The organism is Bifidobacterium asteroides, from assembly GCF_019469425.1.
GTDB lineage: Bacteria > Actinomycetota > Actinomycetes > Actinomycetales > Bifidobacteriaceae > Bombiscardovia > Bombiscardovia asteroides_I.
The window spans coordinates 1,905,033-1,927,648 of record NZ_CP048272.1 but is presented as its reverse complement, the minus strand read 5'-3'; the positions used below and the strand labels follow the sequence as shown (position 1 = coordinate 1,927,648).

General features: G+C 61.9%; 22 protein-coding genes and 1 tRNA gene. 21 read left to right on the top strand and 2 right to left on the bottom strand.

Features of this window, described 5'->3' with window-relative positions:
* The first annotated feature begins 116 nt into the window (after positions 1-116).
* The 13 genes from atpE to GYM67_RS07945 all read left to right on the top strand — a co-directional run bounded on the left by atpE (position 117) and on the right by GYM67_RS07945 (position 11,221).
* Positions 117-344 carry an ATP synthase F0 subunit C gene (gene atpE, locus GYM67_RS08005; protein WP_015022486.1) on the top strand — a complete coding sequence of 76 codons (228 nt, stop codon included), beginning with the start codon at positions 117-119 and terminating at the stop codon, positions 342-344.
* A 50-nt stretch (positions 345-394) separates the two neighbouring features.
* On the top strand, positions 395-937 hold the full coding sequence (locus GYM67_RS08000) for a F0F1 ATP synthase subunit B (protein ID WP_220236368.1): 543 nt from the start codon (positions 395-397) through the stop codon (positions 935-937).
* 51 nt (positions 938-988) lie between these two features.
* A complete protein-coding gene (locus tag GYM67_RS07995; protein WP_220236367.1) occupies positions 989-1,816 on the top strand; it encodes a F0F1 ATP synthase subunit delta in 828 nt (275 codons plus the stop codon).
* A 46-nt stretch (positions 1,817-1,862) separates the two neighbouring features.
* Positions 1,863-3,521: a F0F1 ATP synthase subunit alpha gene (gene atpA, locus GYM67_RS07990; protein WP_220236366.1), complete on the top strand. Its 1,659-nt coding sequence runs from the start codon at positions 1,863-1,865 to the stop codon at positions 3,519-3,521.
* Positions 3,522-3,524: 3 nt separating this feature from the next.
* Positions 3,525-4,475, top strand: a complete 951-nt coding sequence (locus tag GYM67_RS07985; RefSeq protein ID WP_220236365.1) for a F0F1 ATP synthase subunit gamma — start codon at positions 3,525-3,527, stop codon at positions 4,473-4,475.
* An 8-nt stretch (positions 4,476-4,483) separates the two neighbouring features.
* Entirely contained in the window at positions 4,484-5,968 is a 1,485-nt protein-coding gene (gene atpD / locus GYM67_RS07980) for a F0F1 ATP synthase subunit beta (protein WP_220236364.1), read from the top strand.
* A gap of 2 nt (positions 5,969-5,970) precedes the next feature.
* Complete coding sequence (locus GYM67_RS07975) at positions 5,971-6,267, top strand: F0F1 ATP synthase subunit epsilon (RefSeq protein WP_220236363.1); 297 nt, start codon at positions 5,971-5,973, stop codon at positions 6,265-6,267.
* Positions 6,268-6,356: 89 nt separating this feature from the next.
* Entirely contained in the window at positions 6,357-7,160 is an 804-nt protein-coding gene (gene nucS, locus GYM67_RS07970) for an endonuclease NucS (RefSeq protein ID WP_220236362.1), read from the top strand.
* A 234-nt stretch (positions 7,161-7,394) separates the two neighbouring features.
* The gene (locus GYM67_RS07965; RefSeq protein ID WP_220236361.1) at positions 7,395-7,637 is read left to right on the top strand and encodes a glutaredoxin domain-containing protein; all 243 of its coding nucleotides are present in this window, start codon (positions 7,395-7,397) and stop codon (positions 7,635-7,637) included.
* A 421-nt stretch (positions 7,638-8,058) separates the two neighbouring features.
* Positions 8,059-8,697: an amino acid ABC transporter permease gene (locus tag GYM67_RS07960; protein WP_220237469.1), complete on the top strand. Its 639-nt coding sequence runs from the start codon at positions 8,059-8,061 to the stop codon at positions 8,695-8,697.
* Complete coding sequence (locus GYM67_RS07955) at positions 8,684-9,358, top strand: amino acid ABC transporter permease (protein WP_220236360.1); 675 nt, start codon at positions 8,684-8,686, stop codon at positions 9,356-9,358. Before GYM67_RS07960 ends, GYM67_RS07955 begins: the two co-directional genes overlap by 14 nt.
* A 10-nt stretch (positions 9,359-9,368) precedes the next feature.
* On the top strand, positions 9,369-10,226 hold the full coding sequence (locus GYM67_RS07950; protein ID WP_258561483.1) for an amino acid ABC transporter ATP-binding protein: 858 nt from the start codon (positions 9,369-9,371) through the stop codon (positions 10,224-10,226).
* Between the two features lie 83 nt (positions 10,227-10,309).
* Positions 10,310-11,221, top strand: a complete 912-nt coding sequence (locus tag GYM67_RS07945; RefSeq protein ID WP_220236359.1) for a cysteine ABC transporter substrate-binding protein — start codon at positions 10,310-10,312, stop codon at positions 11,219-11,221.
* Between the two features lie 88 nt (positions 11,222-11,309).
* On the opposite strand, the gene GYM67_RS07940 is transcribed toward GYM67_RS07945, so the two are convergent.
* Positions 11,310-12,245 (bottom strand): FKBP-type peptidyl-prolyl cis-trans isomerase, encoded by a 936-nt coding sequence (locus GYM67_RS07940; RefSeq protein ID WP_220236358.1) that lies wholly within the window; start codon positions 12,243-12,245, stop codon positions 11,310-11,312.
* 82 nt (positions 12,246-12,327) lie between these two features.
* Here GYM67_RS07940 and GYM67_RS07935 point away from each other — a divergent pair, with 82 nt between their 5' ends.
* From GYM67_RS07935 to GYM67_RS07925, 3 genes are all read left to right on the top strand, one after another.
* Entirely contained in the window at positions 12,328-13,407 is a 1,080-nt protein-coding gene (locus GYM67_RS07935; RefSeq protein WP_220236357.1) for a hypothetical protein, read from the top strand.
* A complete protein-coding gene (locus GYM67_RS07930) occupies positions 13,404-14,435 on the top strand; it encodes a DUF8094 domain-containing protein (protein ID WP_220236356.1) in 1,032 nt (343 codons plus the stop codon). The genes GYM67_RS07935 and GYM67_RS07930 overlap by 4 nt, the downstream gene beginning before the upstream one ends.
* Positions 14,436-14,552: 117 nt before the next feature.
* Complete coding sequence (locus GYM67_RS07925; RefSeq protein ID WP_220236355.1) at positions 14,553-15,518, top strand: tetratricopeptide repeat protein; 966 nt, start codon at positions 14,553-14,555, stop codon at positions 15,516-15,518.
* A gap of 12 nt (positions 15,519-15,530) precedes the next feature.
* On the opposite strand, the gene GYM67_RS07920 is transcribed toward GYM67_RS07925, so the two are convergent.
* The gene (locus GYM67_RS07920) at positions 15,531-16,160 is read right to left on the bottom strand and encodes a CYTH domain-containing protein (RefSeq protein WP_220237467.1); all 630 of its coding nucleotides are present in this window, start codon (positions 16,158-16,160) and stop codon (positions 15,531-15,533) included.
* 365 nt (positions 16,161-16,525) lie between these two features.
* On the opposite strand from GYM67_RS07920, the gene GYM67_RS07915 reads away from it, so the two are divergent.
* From GYM67_RS07915 to GYM67_RS07895, 5 genes are all read left to right on the top strand, one after another.
* Positions 16,526-16,601 (top strand) — tRNA-Arg (locus tag GYM67_RS07915).
* 288 nt (positions 16,602-16,889) lie between these two features.
* Positions 16,890-18,644, top strand: a complete 1,755-nt coding sequence (gene spxB / locus GYM67_RS07910; protein WP_220236354.1) for a pyruvate oxidase — start codon at positions 16,890-16,892, stop codon at positions 18,642-18,644.
* Positions 18,645-18,747: 103 nt separating this feature from the next.
* A complete protein-coding gene (locus GYM67_RS07905) occupies positions 18,748-19,137 on the top strand; it encodes a Rid family detoxifying hydrolase (protein ID WP_220236353.1) in 390 nt (129 codons plus the stop codon).
* Positions 19,138-19,180: 43 nt separating this feature from the next.
* Complete coding sequence (argS, locus tag GYM67_RS07900; protein ID WP_220236352.1) at positions 19,181-20,938, top strand: arginine--tRNA ligase; 1,758 nt, start codon at positions 19,181-19,183, stop codon at positions 20,936-20,938.
* Between the two features lie 27 nt (positions 20,939-20,965).
* Positions 20,966-22,537 carry a diaminopimelate decarboxylase family protein gene (locus tag GYM67_RS07895; RefSeq protein WP_220236351.1) on the top strand — a complete coding sequence of 524 codons (1,572 nt, stop codon included), beginning with the start codon at positions 20,966-20,968 and terminating at the stop codon, positions 22,535-22,537.
* The last annotated feature ends 79 nt before the right edge of the window (positions 22,538-22,616 follow it).

Sequence of the window (22,616 nt, the reverse complement as noted above, 5' to 3'; positions counted from 1 at the left end):
CGCGGTTGGCGTTACAGGCCGTCGCAGCCCACATATTCGTCGGTTCCGACCAGTAGACGGGAGTCGGGGCTGAACCACAATCCAAGAACCGGCAACGGTGGAGGAAAGGAAAATAAATGGACATCATCACACTTGCTGAGGTCTCCGGCAATCTGAGCATCCTGGGATACGGCATTGCAGCTCTCGGCCCTGCGCTGGGTTTGGGCATTGCCGTCGGCAAGACCGTCGAGAGCATGGCTCGCCAGCCTGAGATCAGCGGGCAGCTGCGCACCACCATGTTCATCGGCTTGGCTTTGATCGAGGTGCTGGCCCTGCTGGGCTTCGTGGCGCTCTTCATTGCCTGAGCCGTGCGACTCTTGCATGATCCGGCTTCGATAAGGGAAAGGAGGAGCCAATGTACGCTCTAGCGGCAGACAAGGGGATTCAGCTGTTCATTCCCCAGCTTTATGACATTGTGTGGTCGCTGGTCATCCTGGTCATCCTGGCCGTCTTCTTCTACAAGTTCTTCATGCCCAAGTTCCAGGCCATCTTTGATGAGCGCTCGTCCAAGATCGAGGGCAACATCCAGAAGGCCGCCAAGGCTCGTGAAGAGGCGGATCAGGCTCGCAAGCAGTATCAGGATCAGCTGGGCAAAGCCCGTGTTGAGGCTTCCCAGATCCGCGATGACGCCCGTGCCGAGGCCTCTAGGATCGTGGCCGATGCCAGGTCCCGGGCCGAGACCGAGGCCAACCAGATCACTGAGAACGCCCAGCGATCCCTCAAGTCCCAGCAGCAGCAGGCGCTGGTCTCGCTCAAGGGCGAGGTGGGCACGCTGGCTACGGCTCTTGCCGGCAAGATCCTGGGCTCGCAGCTTCAGGATGATGCCGTGCAGTCTTCCATGATCGACTCGATCATTGCGGACCAAAGCGGACAGTCCTCAGACAAGCGACAGGCATGATGACGGATTGGCGGACGATGGGAACGTTGATTCCGCGAAAGGGGAGGTGACATGCGAGGAGAGACTTCGCTGAGCTCCGACAAGGAGACCAGGGCCAAGTATGCCCCTTTGCTGAAGAGCAAGGGAAAGGACGCCCTCCGCGTGGCCATGGAGCTCTATACCTTCGTGACCCTGCTCGATGCCAACAGGCCCCTGGAGCGTGCGCTGACTGACCCCTCACGTCCGGCTGAGGACAAGTGGCAGGTGATCGACACCATCCTGGCTGGCAAGGCCGATCCGCTGACCGTGGATATCCTCCATGACTTGACTGATCATCAGTGGAGCCGTGTGGGGCACATTGCCAACGCGGCCGAGGACATTTCAGTGGATGCCGCCGCTTATTACACCGATGCTCTGGACATCACCAACCAGGTGGCCGGCGAGCTGGCTGAGATCCATTCGGCCCTGCTCGGGATGCCTCTGGTGCTCTTCCGGCTATCGGACGAGTACAGTGATTCCAAAGCCCGGGCCGACCTACTCAGGACGCTCCTTGACGGGCAGCATATGCAGCCGGTCACAGAGCAGATGGCCCTGAGCGCCACCATTGATTTGCGCGGACGACGCTTCCCTGACACCATCGTTTGGTTGGTGGACCGCTTCTCTGAGCACATGGACCAGGCCATGGTCACCGTCACCACGGCGGTCTCCATGAAGGACGAGCAGGTCAGCCGCCTGCAGGAGGTCTACGGGCGCAAGCTGGGCAAGCCAGTCCACATCAACTCGGTGGTCGACCCCTCGGTCCTAGGCGGCATGAAGGTTCAGTACGGCTCGGTCTCCACCGACGGAACGGTGGCCACCCAGCTGAAGCACCTGAAGCGGCGGATGGCCGTGGCAGGATGAGCAGGGGATCAACAGACTTGAACAAGAACAGAAATAAGGAGTGATCATGGCAGAAATGACCATTGATCCCGCCGTGGTGCGCAAGGCACTCGACCAATTTGTCGAGTCCTACAAGCCGACGGACACCCCCACCCAGGAGGTGGGTTACGTTCGTACGGCCGGTGACGGCATTGCGCATGTGGTGGGACTGCCTGGTTGCATGGCCAACGAGCTGCTGACCTTCGAGGACGGCACGCTTGGTCTGGCTTTCAACCTGGACGCCCGAGAGATCGGCGTGGTCATCCTGGGCGACTTCGCAGGTGTCGAAGAGGGCCAGGAAGTCCACAGGACCGGCGAGGTGCTTTCGGTGCCCGTCGGCGACGGCTATCTGGGGCGTACGGTCAACCCCCTGGGCGAGCCCATCGACGGCCTGGGCGAAATCAAGAGCGAGGGCCGCAGAATCCTGGAGGCTCAGGCTCCTGATGTCATGCATCGGCATCCCGTTGACGAGCCCCTGGCTACCGGCATCAAGGCCATTGACGCCATGACACCTATCGGCCGCGGTCAGCGCCAGCTGATCATCGGCGACCGGCAGACCGGCAAGACGGCCATCGCCATCGACACCATCATCAACCAGAAGCGCAACTGGGAGTCAGGAGACCCCAAGAAGCAGGTGCGGTGCATTTACGTGGCCATCGGTCAGAAGGGCACCACCATCGCCTCGGTCCGTTCCTCTCTGGAAGAGGCCGGCGCCATGGAGTACACCACCATCGTGGCCTCCCCGGCTTCCGACTCCGCAGGCTTCAAGTACATAGCCCCCTACACCGGTTCGGCCATTGGACAGCATTGGATGTACGGCGGCAAGCACGTCCTGATTGTCTTCGACGACCTGAGCAAGCAGGCTGAGGCCTACCGGTCCATCTCCCTGCTGCTGCGTCGTCCGCCGGGGCGCGAGGCTTATCCTGGCGATGTCTTCTACCTGCATTCGCGTCTGCTGGAGCGCTGCGCGAAGCTCTCCGATGACCTGGGAGGCGGATCCATGACCGGTCTGCCCATTATCGAGACCAAGGCCAACGACGTTTCGGCCTACATTCCGACCAATGTGATCTCCATCACCGACGGCCAGATCTTCCTGCAGTCCGATCTGTTCAATGCCAACCAGCGTCCCGCTGTGGATGTGGGCATCTCCGTCTCCCGCGTGGGTGGCGCCGCACAGACCAAGGCTCTCAAGAAGGTCTCCTCGACCCTGAAGATTTCGCTGGCCCAGTACCGCTCTCTGCAGTCCTTCGCCATGTTCGCCTCTGATCTGGATGCGGCCTCCAAGGCCCAGCTGACCCGTGGTGCCAGGCTGACCGAGCTGCTCAAGCAGCCACAGTTCACGCCTTATTCCATGGAGAAGCAGGTCGTCTCCGTCTGGGTAGGCACCCACGGCAAGCTGGATGATTTGGACCTGGAGGACGTGCTGCCCTTCGAATCCGGGCTCCTGGACTACCTGGACCACAACACCGACATCCTCAAGACCATCCGCGACACGGAGGACTTCACAGACGATACCGAGAAGGCCCTGGACAAGGCCGTGGATGAGTTCGCCAAGACCTTCGTGACTCACAAAGGCCAGACTCTGGACGGTCACGAGGCCGATCAGGATCAGGAGCAGCCGGTGGCCGTCCAGCAGGAGAAGCTGGTAGCCGATGGCAAGAGCGGCAGCAAGGCCAGGAAGCGGTAGACCATGGCCTCACAACTCGCATTCAAGTCAAGGATCGCCTCCACTTCGGCATTGGAGAAGATCTTCAATGCCCAGGAGATGATAGCCTCCTCGCATATCGCCAAGGCCAGAACCGTGGCCCTGGAAGCGAAGCCTTACTCCGATGCGATCTTCGATGCAGTCCAGGCCCTGGTGGCCCACACGGACGACATCCGCCATCCCATTGTCAGGAAGGACGAGAAGAACCCACGCGTGGCTGTGCTGGCTCTGACGGCCGACCGTGGCATGGCCGGGGCCTATACCTCCTCGGTCATCCGCGAGACGGAGTCTCTGCTGACCCGACTGGACCAGCAAGGCCGACAGCCCCAGCTCTTCGTCTATGGTCGTCGTGGCGTCTCTTACTACCGCTACCGTAACCGCAGCATCGTCAAAACCTGGGAAGGCAACAGCGATCGGCCCGGCGTGGATGTGGCCAGGGAGATCTCCCAGGCACTGCTGGAAACCTACATGACTCCAGCGGCCAAGGGGGGCGTCTCCGAGCTCTACATCGTCTTCACTGAATTCATCAACATGGTGGTGCAGAAGGTTCGGGTGCTGCGCATGCTGCCTCTGGAGCTGATCAGGCCGGACCAGGAGCAGCCTGAGGAGGCTATTGATGCCCCCGTGCCGAACGACGAGCATGGAAGCCAGGGTGACCGCTATGCGGGCCTCTACGACTTTGAGCCAAGCCCGCAGGAGGTGCTGGATGCCGTTCTGCCCAAGTATATTCAGTCGCGTATCCATGAATGCCTGCTCACCTCGGCCGCCTCGGAGACCGCCAGCAGGCAGAACGCCATGCACACCGCCACTGATAACGCCAAGGGGCTGATCGACGACCTGACCCGCAGGCTCAATGCCAGCCGCCAGGCGGCCATCACGCAGGAACTTACCGAGATCGTCGGCAGCGCCGATGCGCTCAACAAAGAGGAAGAGTAGGAACGCCAATGGTTGCACAGCAAGAACAGCCGACCACAGCGAGCCACAAGCCGGATTCGGCCTCCAAGGGGCGCGTCACCCGAGTCCAGGGTTCGGTCATAGATGTGGAGTTCCCGGCAGGTCACCTGCCGGACATCTACAATGCCCTGACTGTGAATCTGAACAAGTCCTCGGACACCGAGGGCGAGTCGCTGACCACCATCATGCTGGAGGTGGAGCAGCACCTGGGTGATTCCACCGTGCGTACGGTGGCCCTGAAGCCCACGGATGGTCTGGTCCGTGGTGCCACGGTCACCGATACGGGAGGCCCCATCGAGGTGCCCGTAGGGGATGTGACCAAGGGGCACGTCTTCGACGTGGCCGGCAACATCCTCAACAAGAAGCAGGGTGAGCAGATCAAGGTCACCGAACGGTGGCCCATCCATCGCAACCCTCCTGCTTTCGATCAGCTGGAGTCCAAGACTCAGATGTTCGAAACCGGCATCAAGGTCATCGATCTGCTGACTCCCTACGTTGAGGGCGGCAAGATCGGCCTGTTCGGCGGCGCAGGTGTGGGCAAGACCGTGCTCATCCAGGAGATGATCCAGCGCGTGGCGCAGAACCACGGCGGCGTCTCCGTCTTTGCGGGCGTGGGCGAACGCACCCGTGAGGGCAACGACCTGATCGGCGAGATGGAAGAGGCCGGCGTGCTGGAGAAGACCGCGCTGGTCTTCGGCCAGATGGACGAGCCCCCGGGGACCCGTCTGCGTGTGCCACTGACCGCCCTGACCATGTCGGAGTACTTCCGCGACGTGGAGAACCAGGATGTGTTGCTCTTCATCGACAACATCTTCCGATTCACTCAGGCCGGCTCCGAGGTCTCCACCCTGCTGGGCCGCATGCCCTCGGCCGTGGGCTACCAGCCCAACCTAGCCGACGAGATGGGTGCTTTGCAGGAGAGAATCACCTCAACTCGTGGCCATTCGATCACCTCCTTGCAGGCCATCTATGTGCCGGCCGATGATTACACCGACCCGGCCCCGGCCACCACCTTCGCCCACCTGGACGCCACCACCGAGCTCAGCCGTGACATCGCCTCCCAGGGCATCTATCCGGCTGTGGATCCGCTGGCATCCACCTCCAGGATTCTGGACCCGCGCTATGTGGGGCAGGCCCACTACGACTGCGCCAACCGGGTCAAGGCAATCCTGCAGAGGAACAAGGAGCTCCAGGACATCATCGCTCTGATCGGCATCGACGAGCTGGGCGAGGAAGACAAGACCACCGTCAACCGCGCGCGCAAGATTGAGCAGTTCCTGGGCCAGAACTTCTATGTGGCCGAGAAGTTCACAGGCCGCAAGGGTTCCTACGTGCCTGCGGACGAGACCATTGAGGCCTTCACCCGCATCTGCGACGGCGCCTACGACGACGTGCCTGAGCAGGCATTCTCCGGCATCGGCGGCATCGACGACCTGGAGCACAAGTGGCACGATATGCAGAAGGAATACCGGTAGTCATGGCGGACACAGGCAAGGCCTCCATGCAGGTCAACATCGTCTCGGCGGACAGGCCCATCTGGTCGGGTCAGGCGCGGTCGGTCACTGTGCCCGGCACCAAGGGTTCCATGGGCATCATGCCCGACCACGAGCCGGTGCTGGCCCTGCTACAGGAGGGCAACATCCGGGTTCAGGCCACCGACGGCGGTCGTCAGTCCTTCCATGTGGACAGCGGATTCGCCTCCTTCGACAGCAACAAGCTGACTGTGGCCGTGGATCACTACCTGGAGGATGCCGATCAGGGACAGCAGCCCTGACTTCCTCTCCTTTTCCACCCGGCCGGTGCACTTGCACCGGCCGGGTTTTTCTTTCCCGCCACGGAACAGCGACTGATATATTGGCACCTGTGCGAATCATTGTTGCCGACTGCTCCGCCGAATACTCCGGGCGTCTCAATGCCAGCCTGCCGCCGGCCAGGCGCGTTCTGCTGATCAAGGCCGACATGAGCTGTCTGATTTTTTCGGAGCTGGGTTCCTACAAGCCCCTGAACTGGATGTGCGCCCCCTGCACCATCAGGGAGATCGAACCCGAGGAGACGAGCAAAGACGGCGCGGGCTTCAAGGCTGATTCCGTGGCTGGAACCGGGCCGGACGAGGTAGTCGAAGCTGCCGCGCCCGATGCGCTGATCGCCCAGGAGCAGGATCAGGACCAGACTCGGCCTGTCCGTAGGGTTCTGCGTGTTTCGGCCGTGAAATCCAGTGATGTGCTCACCATCAGGCTCTACCAGGTCTATGCCGACGAAAGCTACGACCTGGGGACGGATCCGGGATTGGTCAAGGACGGCGTGGAAGCGCACCTGCAGCGTTATCTGGCCCAACAGATCGACTGCATCGGCCCGGGGGCCACCCTGGTGCGCCGGGAGTATCCCACGCCCATCGGCCCTGTGGATATCATGGCGGTAGACGGCCAGGGGCGGCATGTGGCCATCGAGATCAAGCGGCATGGCGGCATTGACGGGGTTGAACAGCTGACACGCTACTGCCGTCTGCTCAACCGGGACCCTTTGCTGGCACCTGTCCGCGGGATCTTTGCGGCCCAGACCATCACACCTCAGGCCAGGGTCCTTGCCGAGGACAGGGGATTCGAATGCTTGATCCTGGACTATGAGGCCATGAAGGGCGCTGACAGCGACGAACTGACCCTCTTCTGAGGCGGTTTTCAGTCCTGTATGGTCTTGCATGGTCAATATGTCAGGCAGTTCACATAGATTCTCAGTTGGTTCTATAAGACTCGAAAAGCTACTAGATATTGGGGTTTACGTTTTGACACGCCACTACAGGTGGTATTGTGCTTGTGCCTGGGAGTGTGTAGAGTGCAATCAACAGGCTTCAAGCAGAGCTATGAAGCTTGGAATGTCACGGCTACATTTAAGGGAGAGGCGATTATGTCCATCATGGTCTACACCAAGGCGCACTGTCCCCAGTGTGATGCCACCAAGCGTCAGTTGACCAAGCAGGGGCTTGAGTTCGAGCAGGTGGATTTGACCGAGGACCAGACCTTGATCGACCAGTTCATCGCCCGGGGATTCAAGCAGACCCCCATTGTAGTCACCGACCAGGAGACGTGGAGCGGGTATCGCCCCGATCTGATCAGGAAGGTAGCACAGAGCGCCAAAGTCTTCGCCTGATCAAAGCACTCGGAGCCCGGTTCACGAATATGTGGACCGGGTTTTTCATAGCTTGGCGAGCAGTAGGGTTAATCAAAAACGTGGAGTCTGCATGCCAGTTTTCGGCAGGCACGATCAGCAGATGTCGGTCAGTTTTTGCTGGCTAGGGTCATTTTATTCGTACTGTCCAATGGCCGTATGGATTGCCTGGCAGCCAGGATGGCCTCGGCGCGAATACGAATCGCCGTTCAGGTTGCTGTGAGCGTGGATGATAACGCGGTATCCGGTATTCGTATATCGAAAAGCAAAAGGAAGCGGTTCGTCTTCTCTAGGATTGTCGACTATATGCCGCAGTCGACGGGAAGCGGGCGGGAAGCGGTGAAGAGGAGACGATGAACAAGATGCGAGCAAGTAAGGAGGTGGGGGCGTGAATTGGACCTTCATGGCGCAGAACCTGCATTTCTTCGTCAATGCGGCCTATGTGACGGTCTTCATCTCCTTCTTTGGCGTGGTGTTTTCCATGCTGATCGGGCTGGTCTGCGCCGGGCTGGAGGCCTTCAGAATTCCCCTGTTCTCGCAGGTGGCCAGAGTGTACATCGAGCTGTCAAGAAACACCCCGCTCCTGGTTCAGCTCTATTTCCTTTATTTCGGGTTGCCCAAGCTTGGGATCAACTGGAGCGCCCAGACCTGCGCCATCGTTGGGTTGGCCTTCCTGGGCGGCTCCTATATGGCCGAGGCCATGCGTGGGGGACTGGAAGCAGTGCCTCGGGTGCAGATCGAGTCAGCCCGCGTTCTGGGATTCACAGGAGCCCAGACCCTGTCCAGAATCGTGCTGCCCCAGGCTCTGAGCAGCGCCATACCGGGCGTGGTGGCCAACATCATCTTCCTGATCAAGGAGTCCTCGGTGGTCTCGGCCATCGCTCTGGCGGACGTCATGTATGTCACCAAGGACCTGATGGGCACCTCCTACGACACCTACGAGTCCCTGACCCTGCTTATCGTCACCTATCTGGTCATTCTGCTGCCCATCTCCGTCATCGGAACCATTCTTGAGCGGAGGTTCGACTATGCACGGCGTTGAGGTGCTTTTCCAACCAGGGGTCATGCCCAGGCTTTTCCAGGGGCTCTGGGTGACCGTCTGGATAGCCGGCGTCTCGGTCCTGCTCTCCCTGCCCTTGGGGTTGGTGGTCGGATGGCTGATGGCCCTGCGCAACCGTCCGATTCGCTTCCTGATGAGGGTCTACCTGGATTTCATCCGCATCATGCCCCAACTGGCTCTGCTTTTTATCGCCTTCTATGGGTTGTCCAAGGCATGGAATCTGAATCTTGACGCCACCGGCGCCTGCCTGCTGGTCTTCGTGCTCTGGGGCGGGGCCGAGCTGGGCGATCTGGTCCGCGGGGCCTTGGAATCCATACCCCACACCCAGGTGGAGTCGGCCTACGTGCTGGGACTGGGGTCCTGGCAGACCTTCTCCAGGATCATCCTTCCCCAGGCCCTGCGCCGACTGCTGCCGGCGGGCGTCAATTTGGCCACCAGGATCGTCAAGACCACCTCTCTGGCAGCCCTGTTGGGCGTCATCGAGGTCATCAAGGTCGGCCAGCAGATCATCGATGCCAACCGATTCGCTTATCCGCAGGCGACCCTGTGGATCTACGGGGTGATCTTCTTCATGTATTTCTTCATCTGCTGGCCCCTGTCCCTGGTGGCACGGCATCTGGAAAAGAGGTGGGCCCATGACTGAGGGGCAAACGATGGCGAACCAGCCGCGGGACGAACAAGAGGATCGGGCGGTACTGACTGTCGAGCATCTGGTCAAGCAGTATCCGCATGCGCAGAGCCCTGTGCTCAACGACATCTCCTTCCAGGTGCCCAAGGGCAAGGTCTTTGTGGTCCTGGGCCCCTCTGGCTCGGGCAAGTCCACCCTGTTGCGGACCATAGCCGGACTGGAGCCCATACAGGGCGGCCGCATCCTTCTGGATGGTCAGGTGGTGGAGACCGGCCATCCCCTGGGCAAGCACAGCGGAGGTCCTGGCGGCCTTATGTCGGGCAGCCGCAGCTCCGACCTGCGGACCAGGATCGGCATGGTCTTCCAGAGCTACGACCTCTTCCCCAACAGGACCGTTCTGGATAACGTGACCCTGGCGCCCATCCTGGTACAGAAGCGCAAGCGGGACCAGGCACGTCAGGAGGCTCTGGAACTGCTGGACCGGGTGGGTCTGGCCGACCGCCGGGATGCTTGGCCCAGCCAGCTCTCGGGCGGCCAGCGGCAAAGGGTGGCCATCTGCCGGGCGCTCATCCTCCATCCCGAGATCATGCTCTTCGATGAGGTGACCGCAGCTCTGGATCCTGAGATGGTCCGCGAGGTCCTTCAGGTCATTCTGGAGCTGGCCGACCAGGGACTGACCATGATGATTGTCACCCACGAGATGGCCTTCGCCAGGGGCATTGCCGACCACATCGTCCTTTTGGATGGAGGCACCCTGGTCGAGCAGTCCGACGACCCGGAGGCCTTCTTCACCCACCCGGCCACTGACCGGGCACAGCGCTTCCTGTCCACTTTCACTTATGAGCGAAGGCGGGATCAGGACCAGGATCAGGAGTCCCAATGAGGGCTCCGCATATTCGTCCGGCGGCCTTCGCCGGAACCGTCCCCAGGGGCGGCCATAGGAAAGAGAGCAGGAAAAGAGGGATCATGACCGCAAGGGTAATGAACCGATTGATACGGGCGACGCTGGCCACGGGGGCGACGATCGCGATGATGGCTTCCATGGCGGCCTGCGGTCCTTCTGCGGCCACCCCCAGTGATGCTGGAAGCGGCTCGGGGGACAGCTCCGGCTCCTCGGCGGCATCCGGGTCTGCGCGCACCCCGGAGCAGATCACCAAGTCCGGGAAGCTCAAGGTGGCGGTCTTCACCGACAAGGCCCCCTTCGGCTACGTGGACAAGGACGGCAAGAACCGGGGCTACGACGTGGTCCTGGCCGAGCGCCTGGCCAAGGATTTGGGCGTCAAGCCCGAATACACCTCGGTGGACCCGGCCGCCCGCGTGGATGTGCTGTCCAGCAACAAGGTGGACGTGACCTTGGCCAACTTCACTGTCACCGATGAGCGCGCTCGCAAGGTGGACTTCGCCAAGCCCTATATGAAGGTTTTCCTGGGTGTGGTCTCCCCGGATTCGGCACCGATCAAAGACGTGAAGGAACTGAATGGCAAGACTCTGATCATAGCCAAAGGCACCACGGCTGAACCATACTTTGAGCAACATCACCCAGAGGTCAAGCTGCAGAAGTACGACCAGTACGCCGATGCCTACAACGCCCTGCTGGACCACCGCGGCGATGCCATGAGCACCGACAACACCGAGGTGCTGGCCTGGGCCAAGGCCAACAAGGGCTTCTCGGTGGGCATCACCAAGCTCGGGGACGAGGCAGTCATCGCCCCGGCCGTTCGCAAGGGGAACAAGCCCCTGCTGGACTACATCAATAAGGAGCTGGCCAAGCTGGGCCAGGAGCGGTTCTTCCATGAGGACTACCGCAAGACCCTGGAGCCAGTCTACGGCAGTGCGGCCAACCCCGACGAGATCGTGGTCGAGGGCGGCAAGGCCTGAGCTGGCAGCGTGACTTGCGACAGGGGACCGTACCCTTCCGAATGCGACTGGATGGGTACGGTCCCCTGTCTGTTGGAGGATTGCCGGATCAGTAGGCGGCCAGGATGTCGACCACAAAAATCAGGGTCGAATTGGCTGGGATGCTTTGCTGCTTCTGGCTGCCATAGCCCAGGTCAGGCGGAACTACCAGAAGAACCTGAGAGCCCACTGTCTGGCCGGCCAGACCCTGCTGCCAGCCCTTGACCACTTGGTCCAGGCTGAAGTCGCTGGCCTGACCCCGGTCCCAAGAGGAGTCAAACTGCTTGCCGTCGGAGGCCAGCCAACCGGTGTAGTTGGCGCTGATGCTCTGATGCTCGCCGACCTTGGCCCCCTCGCCCTTGATCAGGGGCTGGATGACCAGTCCTCCCTTGGGCTTATAGCCGTTGAGATCCAAGGTGGGCTTGCCCTTGTCGTCCAGACTGATCTTGGGCAGGTCGCTGGGCAGGTTGGTCACCTTCTGTCCCTGGGCGCGGGCCAGGTTCTTGGACCGGGAGACGAAGGTCAGGGTCATGATATAGGAGTCAGTCGTCTTGCTGCTGCCAGAGCCCGACTCATCGATGCCTACGGCCACGGTGGAGTTGACCTTAAGGCCTTTAAAGGTGTCATAGTAGGCTGGAATGGCTTTCTTGCTGATGACGATGGAGCACTCCGGACTGCTCTTGTCCCAGGTGGAGTTGATCACCTTGCCGGTCTTGGCATCCAGGGCCAGGCTCCTTGTGCATACGCGGTCCCCGTCGCGGATGACCTCGCCGTTGCCCTCCTGGATGACCTGATGGGTCTGGTTCTCGACCTTGAAAGGGGTCTTGAAGCTGATGTCGGGCTTGCTGCCAAGTTTGCCGCTGGCTGATACGCCTTGCATGGTGTCGCCCGGGTGCCCGCCCCCGTCGGATTTCCCCCTGCAGGCTGACAGTCCAAGACATAGGACAAGAGCGGTCATGGCGCCCAGCAGACGCTTGCTGCCTGATTTTCTTGCAATGATGGTCATAGAAAACTAGTTTAGGGCTTATGGATGATTTCCCGGTGCTGGAAACCATCTCATAGGGGGCCGACGGTAGAATGTCGATAATATGGAGCAAGTACCCGAGGAAAAAGATGAGATGACGCGGCCTGGCAAGCCCTCGCGTCACAGCATGATCATGCGCGGCATCGTCACCCCCATCTTCGGACTGCTGGCTGTAACGGCCATTGTGCTGGGTATTCTCAACGCCACGGTCTGGAAGCCTTCGGCTCATGTGGATGCGCATGCGCGCACCAAGGCAGCTTATGTGGTGACCGATCCAGGTGTGCTTCCCCTGGTGGACAGCAAAGTGACCATGCGAGTGGATGCGGCATCGACTGGGACTTCCGTGTCAGCAGATCAGAGTTCACAGAAGCCTACTGTCTGTATGGCCCTGACCACGGCCAAGGATGCAGCTGGTTGGACGGCCGGGCATGATGTGGCCCGGGTGCGCGGCTTGGACGATTGGCAGACCCTGTCCGTCGGCAGGGACACCAGTCCAGGCAAGGCTGTCAAAGGTGATCAGGGCGTGGCCTTTCAGGATTCGGATATGTGGCAACAGGTCACCTGCTCCGACAGCAGCGTCTCCATGTCCCTGAAGACCGAAGATCCGCAGGCCGTCCTACTGGTGGCGGTTCCCCAGGGCGCCCATTCCCTGGGGTTGGAGATGCTCTGGCAACGTGACAAGTTGCCCGACTTCGCCATGCCCTTCTACTTTGCCGGCGGGCTTCTGGCCCTGCTGGCTGTTCTTTCGGCTACGGTCTTCGCCATGGATCCGGCCAAGCGCCGTAAGCAGGTCGAACCTGAACAGGAGACTGAGGAGCCTCCCGAGGTCAGCGTGGCCCAGGCCCTGGGCAACGCCATTCTGCCTGGTTTGGGGAACCGGCATAGCCCGGCTTCAGGCCGGCGTCGGCGCCACGCTCGTGGCCAGGCGCGGCAGGGGGACCCGGGACCTCCACCCAGGCCGCCTGTGGTGATTGATCCGCGCAATCGGAACCTGGTCGCTGACCAACAGGAGGATGGCGACGGCCGCACCGTCAGCGGCGATCGGGAGGCCGACGATGTGTCGTCCACCAGGGTCATCAGCAGACAGGAGATGGCCTCCTACCTGGCCAGGCTTGCCCACGAGGGGGAGGAAGAGCGCCGATGAGTACGAACAAGCCGATGAACAAGGTGGCGGCTGCAGCGGCGTTGACCTTGTCCCTGGCCCTTCTGCCTGGGTTGTCCGCCTGCGAAGGGCAGGTTCCGCAGGCCCGCCGGACAGAGCCACAGAGCACTGCAACCACTGCTCCCGCGCCCAACCTGACCCCGGCACAGGAAGCCCGTATCCGCAAGAGCATCGGGGCTGTTTTGGACCAGGCCAATGAGGCCAAGGACCCTGCCGGGCTGGACCAGCGAGTCAGCGGCCCCCAGCTGGAGATCCGCACCAGCGAGCTGACCATAGCCCGGGCCACCGGGCAGCTGGACCCCAAGACGACTATCCCTACCACCATCGCTCAGACGGTCATCCCTGGCGATCCGGGGTGGCCACGCTCGGTCTTTTCCATTACCACTACCACGCAGGATCAGCAGTCCAAACGCCTCTTGGTTCTGGATCAGGAGTCCGCCCATGAGAACTACAAGCTTTGGGGCGTGGCCCGGCTTTTCCAAGGAGCCCAGTTGCCCAAGTTCCCGGTGGCCACTATCGGCGCCAGGATGGGGCAGGGCGACGATCAGGGGCTCAAGGCTACGCCGGTGGAGGCCGTGCGTCAATATGCCGATCTCCTGCAGAATTCCCAGGGCAGCAAGTATGCCAAGGAGTTCGCCCAGGATGACTTCCGCAACTCCCTGGGCACGTTGACTCAGGTGGTTCAGCAGGGGATCGAAGCCAACAAGGGCAGCCAATCGCAGACCTTCACCCCGGCACAGGGGCAGCTGCGGGTCATGCACTCCTCTGATGGAGGCGACTTGGTTGTGGCCCGAATCGATTCGGTCTGGACCAGGCAGGCAGGTGAGGGCCGTGAATCCTCGCCTGCCTCGGATGCCGAAACGGCCCTCTTTGGGCAGGGCAAGCCCACCAGTACCATGAAGGTCACCTACGTCAACGTGATTGCCCTCTACGTGCCTTCGGCGGACTCGCATGAGCCCATCAGGGCCGTGGGCGCCGAGCGTGAGCCCGTCAAGGTGGAAGCTGTCTGAACGGCGGGATTGCGCTGGGTGAACGCCCGGGCCTTGGACTAGATTGGCTTCCAGGAGTTTGCATTCGAGGGCGGGCCGAAGCTGCAGTCGGCGGCCGCAAGGTTAAGGAGGACTGACATGGCTAACAAGAACGTGCAGGGGCATCCGGGCGTCTCGCTGGCGGGAGCGGTTGACCTGGGCGCGCTCAAGCACCAGGTTGATGCTGAGCCAGGCCAGCAGGGAGGCGCGCCCGCTGCAGGCGGCTACGTGATCGATACCACCGAGGCCAGTTTCCAGGCCATGGTCCAGACCTCTTCTACCTTCCCTATTCTGATCCTGCTCTGGGTGCCCACCGACGACCGCCTCTTCCCTCTGGCCACCCGTCTGGCCCAGGCCGTCAACGCCCAGGAGGGGCGTATTCAGCTCTCCCGCATTGACATTGCATCCAATCCGCAGATCGCCCAGACCTTCCAGGTGCAGGGCGCCCCGGCCCTCTTTGCCCTGCTGGCCGGCAGACCCATGCCTATTCTGCAGGGACTGCCCTCGGATGAGGAGATGAACCAGATCACCGATCAGCTCATTCCCCAGGTGATTCAGATGGCGCAGAAGGCCGGCATCAACGGTAGCGCCCCCTACCAGGAGACCAACGACCAGGGACAGGACGAGCAGAGCAGCCAGTCAGCGGCTGATGCCATCCCGCCTGCCCATCAAGAGGCCCACCGGCTGGCCCAGGAGGGCGACTATGCAGCTGCAGCCGAGGCCTACGGCAAGCTGGTTCAGGCCGACTCGACCGACGATCTGGCCAAGCGTGAACAGGCCAAGTGCTTGCTAATGGCCCGTTCGGCCAAGGCCGATGTCCGCAAGGTCCGTCAGGCGGCTGCCGATGCTCCTGATGACTTGCAGGCCCAGTTGGATGTGGCCGATGTGGATATGATCGGTGGCCAGATTCAGGATGCTTTCGATCGTCTACTGGACTTTTTGGCCGGGCACCGGGATCAGACCGATCCCGTCCGCCGTCGTCTGCTGGAGTACTTCGTTATTCCTGAACCGACTGATCCTCGGTTGGCCAAGGCACGTCGCCGTCTGTCCACGTTGATGTACTGAACCGGTCCTGGGTCAGGACTCGCGGTTCCCGTCGAAGTTGGTCAGAAAGCGCGGTCCGCTGGTCTTCAGTTCCCGGTCAAAGTCGGTCGCCCAGTCACCAAAGGGGCGGTTGGCCAGCCCATCGTTGGAGAACCGCGGATCGTCGGTGATCTCCGTGGCGCAGAAGTCGGGGATGGTCAGGTCGGTCACCGGCCCGGTCCGCTCCACTTCGGCCACCACCAGGGGGGCATTGCCGTTCCCGAAGACATCCAGGTTCCACCAGTCCTCGTCCAACCAGACTCCATATCGGTTCTTCACAATGGGGATGCCGCCGCGCAGAACCAGCTCGAGGGCGATGCCCGGGTCTATGGCCCGTTCGGCCTCGTAGCGGGTGCCGCCGACAGAGGGGCCCTTGGCCGTCATTGAGGCAGCCTCGAAGTGGTCGCCTTTCTCAAGCAGGGTGTGAAGGGCATCGGTTCGGGCCGTCATGGGCACCTCCGGGTCCATCTGTCCCTGAAGGCGAACCCGCAGGGCGAAGTTGTCTTCATGCACGTAGTAGCTCTGCACAATCAGGGTCGGCCGACTCTCCCCGAGCAGCTCCTGGGGGAGGTCCTGGCAGAAGAATCTGCGCTCGAACTCGAAATCGTCCTCGTCCTCATTCATGGCCATGCTTCCCATGGTACGGTAGGCCGGTTGCAGCCACCGTTTGCTGTTCACAGCCCATTCGAGTTGTACAAGTATGTGAAGGCCGCTTGTGATGGCCGAGTGAAGGAACTACAGTGGAGCTTATCCCGAGAGAAGATCATCCGGGAATGTTGGCGGCTTCGCGCCACCGCATGAGGATGCAATGGCGCAACCGGGGCGGTGACACGAAGCCATGCCATCACGATACCTATGAATTGCCCGGAATCGTGCGGCAACACGCCGGGAGTGGCTGGAACTGTACTGACACGTCAGGACGCGCAAGGGTGCGAAAATGCGCAAAGTGTCCTAGTATGGTTTCTGTTGTCCACTGGAAAGTGGCTGTCGGGTTCGTAGCTCAGCGGATAGAGCGTCTGTCTCCGGAACAGAAGGTCGAGGGTTCGAATCCCTTCGAGCCCACCAAGGCGAAACCTCTGCGGCAAGGAAGAGCGCCGGGGTTTCTTTATACGGTTCCCGGCTGTCCTTGAGCCCGGGATCATGATCATGGCGTTTGCTGGATGAAATAAGCGTACGCTATGCGCCACGATATGTGTGGTGAATCACTAAGCTTTTGAGGAACATGGCCCTTGGCCTGTTTGTATCCTCGTTCTCAGGTGCCATAGTGAAGGAGTAAGACCGAACGCTGGGGAGGACCGACGCTTCCGCGTTGTGGCGGAAGCCTCCTTTCCGCAGTGAAGCAAAGGAGTTCACATGGCCAATCGAATCAATGCAGGGGATGCTGTCCTTCACGTCCTGGAGCAGTGGGGGGTGCCGCGCATCTATGGCCTGCCCGGCGGTTCCTTCGACTCCATGATGAATGCCATCCACAACGAGCGCGAGCGCATCGACTTTATCCAGGTCCGTCATGAGGAGGCTGGAGCCTTGGCTGCTGCCGGCGAAGCCAAGCTGACCGGCCGGATTGGTGTCTGCTTCGGCTCGTCTGGCCCAGGGGCTGTCCACCTGCTCAACGGCCTCTATGATGCTCGTGAGGACGGCGTGCCGGTGCTGGCCCTGGTGGGCGAGGTGCCCCAGGCCTTTATGAACATGGACTTCTTCCAAGCCATGGATGAGGTGCCTATCTTTACCGATGTGGCCGTATTCGCTCGGGCCGCCACCAACGCTCAGGGGCTGCCGGCCCTAGTAGACGAGGCCATCCGCCGCGCCTACGCCAGCCACGGGGTCTCCGTGGTCATCATTCCCAAGGACCTGGCTTGGGCCGAGATTGACGACCGACCGGTGGCATCTGCGCCTAACTTCCGCAAGTCAGAGCCTCTGAAGCCCGCGGCCGACCAGGTCGGCAAGGCGGTGGAGATCATTCAGTCCGCCAAGGCTCCGTTGCTCTACTTTGGCCAAGGCGCTGCCGGGGCCCGCGATGAGTTGGTCGCCATGTCCGAGCGTTTCAAGATGCCCATGGTCTCCACCTTCCCGGGCAAGGGGATTGTGGAGGACACCTATCCTGCCTATCTGCAGTCGGCCGGCCGTGTGGCCACCAAGACCGCTACGGAGGCCATCTACACTTCTGATCTGACGGTCTGGGTGGGTTCGGACAACCCCTTCGGGTCCATGTTCGTCACTCCCAGCACCAAGGTCATCCAGATCGACCTGAACCCGGTCAAGCTGGGCAAGCGCTTCCAGGCCAACGTAGTCTTGGCCATCCAAGCCGATGCCCGCGAGGCCCTCAAGGCAATAACCGCCGCTGGCCAGGACCAAGAGGAGTCCGTATTTTACAGGGCCTGCCTGCGCAGCAAGGAGAACTGGGACCAGTGGCTGGCCTCCTTTAACGAAGACACCAGCACACCCCTGCGGCCCGAGCCTGTCTACCACGTCATCGATCAGCAGCTTGAGGACAATGACATTGTCATCCCCGACGTGGGCAATGTGGACATTGACTTCCTGCGTCTGCTGCATCTGAAGCCGACCAACCGCTGGACCGTCTCCGGCAAGCATGCCACCATGGGCTACGCCGTGCCGGCTGCCTTGGCTGCCAAGCTGGAGCATCCGGAATCGACCGTCTACTCCCTGAGCGGCGACGGCGGATTCGCCATGCTCGGCGAGGAGGTGCTGGCCCAGCTCAAATACAATGCCCCGGTCATCAACGTGGTCTTCTCCAACCGTTCTCTGGGCTATATCGAGGCCGAGCAGCGCGACGACAGCCACCAGCCCCTGAGCGGAGTGGATCTGCCCGACACTGACTGGGCCAAGGTCGGTGAGGGCATGGGCGCTTTGGGCTTTACAGTGCGCACGGTGGCCGATGCCCGCCACGCCTTCTCCGAGGCTCGCAAGGCCGACAGATCTTCGGTCATTGACGTCAAGCTGACAGGAGCCAGCCCTTTGGATACCCGCTACATGCGGTTCCCGGAGACCTGCTCGGATCCGGACCAGGTCGAGCAATTCGTCAAGACCTACGAGGCCGGCGATCTGCGCTCCCTGGCCTACTGGATGGGTCAGGAGGCTCGCAAGGGCTGAGACTGGTGCCGCTTCTGCCGGGCGGGGACTCCTATAGTGGACGGTGTCCGCCCGGGGCTTCGGCCCGGCATGGGTGCGGCGGACCTGAAGAAAGGACGGACTCATGGAAGACGGACCGGAAGAGATCGGCACGCCATATGCGCCCCGGGCCTTGGGGGCTTACAGCCAGGCTGTGAAGGCCGGGGGCTTTGTCTTTGTCTCCGGACAGCTGGGCATCGACCCGGACACCGGCGAGCTGGTGGAGGGCACTGCGGCTGACCAAGCCACCCAGGCCCTGAAGAACGTCAAGAACATCCTGGATGCAGCCGGCACCGGCATGGAGAAGGTGGTCAAGGCCACCATTCTTATGCGGCGGGTGGAGGATTTCACCCAGGTGGACCAGGCCTACTCCCAGGTTTTCATCGGCTCGGTGCGGCCGGCCCGCGTGGCTTTTGGCGGTGCGGACATCCCTAAAGGGGCCCTGGTCGAGATCGAGGTCGTGGCTCTGGCCTGAGACAGGCCGGCTACTGGTCTCCGATGTCGCTAGACTTGGGGTCATGAGTCCTGAAGCACTTGCCCGTATCATCTCTTCGACCGCCGTCCAGATGGCCCAGTCAGGCCGCCTGGGAAGCCTGGAGCCCGACATGGTTCCTGACGCCGACCATCTGGCGGTCATGCGCCCCAAGGACCGTTCCCACGGGGACTGGTCCACCAACATCGCCATGCAGCTGGCCAAGAAGGCTGGCATGAGGCCTGCCGAACTGGGTCAGGCTCTGGCTGAGGCACTGCGAGAGGCCGAGGGGATCGCCCAGGTGGATGTGGCCGGGCCCGGCTTCATCAACATAACCCTGGATTCGGCTTCGGCGGCCGCTGTGGTCGATGCAGTCCTGGAGGCGGGCCCAGCCTATGGGAGCAACGATCACCTGAACGGGCGCACGCTCAATCTGGAATTCGTCTCGGCCAACCCCACGGGTCCCATCCATATCGGCGGCACGCGGTGGGCGGCTGTGGGCGACTCCATGGCCCGTGTCCTGGAGGCCAATGGAGCCAAGGTGGTCAGGGAGTACTACTTCAACGACCATGGCACGCAGATCGACCGCTTCTCCCGCTCGCTGGTGGCGGCGGCCCACGGCGAACCTGTGCCTGCTGACGGCTACAAGGGTTCGTATATTGACGAGATTGCCTCTCGAGTGGTCAAGGAGGCTGCCGACGAAGGGCAGGACATCCTGGCCATGCCCAGAGTGCGCGACGAGGACGGTGCCGAGGGTGACAGCCCCCAGCGCGAGGCCTTCCGCACCCGGGCTGTGCCCATGATGTTCGCCGAAATCCAGCAGTCCATGCGCGACTTCCGGGTCAATTTCGATGTCTGGTTTCATGAGAACAGCCTGTATGAGTCCGGCCAGGTGGACCGGGCCATTGACGAGCTGCGGGCCAAGGGCGACATTTTCGAGAAGGACGGGGCCACCTGGTTCCGCTCCACTACCTACGGCGACGACAAGGACCGGGTGATCATCAAGTCCGACGGCCACGCAGCCTATGTGGCGGCCGACATCGCATACTACCTGGACAAGCGGCGCAGGGCCAAGGATCCCTGCGATGAAGCCATTTACATGCTGGGTGCCGACCATCACGGCTACATCGGCAGGATGATGGCCATCTGCGCGGCCTTCGGTGATACTCCAGGCGTGAACATGCAGATCTTGATCGGCCAGATGGTCAACGTCATCAAGGATGGTCAGGCCGTGCGCATGAGCAAGCGGGCAGGCAACGTGGTCACCATCGACGACCTGGTGGATGCCGTGGGCGTGGATGCTGCCCGGTATTCCCTGGCCCGCACCGACTACAACCAGAGCGTGGACATCGACTTGGACCTGCTGGCCTCGCACACCAACGACAACCCCGTCTACTACGTGCAGTACGCACACGCCCGCTCCAGGAATGTGGATCGGAACGCAGCCCAGGCGGGCATCGACCGGTCCGGGGCCGATCTGTCGCTGCTGGACACTGCCGCCGACAATGATGTCCTGGGCGTCCTGGCCCTTTATCCCAATGTGGTTCAGACTGCCGGCGATCAGAAGGCGCCCCATCGGGTGGCCCACTACCTGGAGCAGCTGGCTGGGGTCTATCACCGTTGGTACAACCTGGAGCGCGTGGTGCCCATGGAGCCTACTGGCCGCGCGGATTTGGACAAGGATGAGGACAGGAACCCGCAGCCAGCTCGTGCGGCGGCGCGTCTGCGGCTCAATGACGCCGTGCAGCAGGTCATCGCCAATGGTCTGGGTCTGCTGGGCGTCCAGGCCCCGGACCGTATGTAAACCCCCAAGGTCACTGGAAGGTCGTCGATGGAAACAGGGATGTGCGGGCTGGGGCCCGAAGGGTTCTGGCCCGGAGCTCTGAAGCGGGACAGCCAGGGCATGCTGACCATACACGGGTGCTCCATGGGTGATCTGTCCAAGCTCTACGGCACTCCCATCTATTTGATGGACACCGCGATGATGGCGGAACGGGCCTCGGCCTTCCGCCAGGCGGTTCTGCGCGACCTGGGTGGTGCGACCACCAGGGTCAGCTACGCCGGCAAGGCCTTCCTCAGCAAGGAGACCGTGCGAATCATGCTGCGCCAGGGGCTGGATATCGACACCTGCTCCCTGGGCGAGATGCTGATCGCTCGTGCTGCCGGCGCACCTGGCCGCCGCCTGGTCCTGCACGGCAACAACAAGTCCGATCAAGAGATCGACCTGGCTGTAAGGGAGGGCTACAGGGCCATCGTCATCGATGCGCCTGACGAGCCTGTCCGGATTGCCGCTGCTGCAAGGGCCCAGGGGCGTCGCGCCAAGGTCATGCTCCGGGTGACTGTGGGCGTGCATGCCGGCGGTCACGAATATATTTCCACTGCCCACGAGGATCAGAAGTTCGGCATCCCCTTGTTGCCCCAGGGCACCGACGTAGGCCTGCTGGACCTTGGGCCTGAGCCTGGTTCCTCCGAACGGGCTGGGGCAGCGATTTCGGCGGCCACGAAAGGGAACGGCTCCTCGGCTCCTGGCGATTCCGTGCTCTCGCCCTCCTCTTCAGCCCTGTATTCGGTTGCCGACGGGACCGCTGAACCGGCTGATCCCGCCCGGATCAAGGCCATGTCCGTCTTGGCTGACGGACCGGCCATCGCGATGCTCAAGGAGATTCGCTCCCACGAGCGGGAACTGGAACTGGTGGGCATCCATACTCATATCGGGTCCCAGATCCATGATTCCTCGGCCTTCATCGAGGCCGCCCGGCGCATGATGCTGCTGCGGCACACCTTCTGGGCCACCGACGGATACCTGATGCCCGAGGTGGATCTGGGGGGAGGCTTCTCCGTGCCCTACACTCCGGATGAGGATCGAATGGATCTGGACCAGACCCTGACCAGTCTGGGAGCCGACATGGTCGCCATCAACCGTCGTCTGGGCATGCCCATGCCAGTCATTGCCTTCGAGCCCGGCCGCTGGATTGTGGCACCCTGCGGCATGAGCCTGTACCGGGTGGGCACCGTCAAGCCCGTCCCCCTGTCTGACGGAAGCGTGCGCACCTACGTTTCAGTTGACGGAGGCATGAGCGACAACATCCGTCCGGCCCTCTACGGGGCCGAATACACCGCTGTCCTGGCCAACAGGCATGGCAGCGGGGACCGGATCCAGGTCCGTGTGGTGGGCAAGCACTGTGAATCGGGGGACATCCTGGTGCAGGATGTGCCTCTGCCGGCGGACATCCGCCGGGGTGACCTGCTCCTGGTGCCGGTGACCGGCGCCTACGGGCGAACCATGGCCAGCAACTACAACCAGGCCCTGATCCCTCCTGTGGTGGGCCTGGACCAGTCCGGCGCCCATCTGATGATGCGGCGGCAAACCATGGATGACCTGCTGGCCTTGGACCAAGGATGAATCCCGCTTCGGATGAAAGCGGCCGTTGGTGTGGATACGGGTGTCGGATTGGCTTTCTAAGATGGAGCAACACACGGTG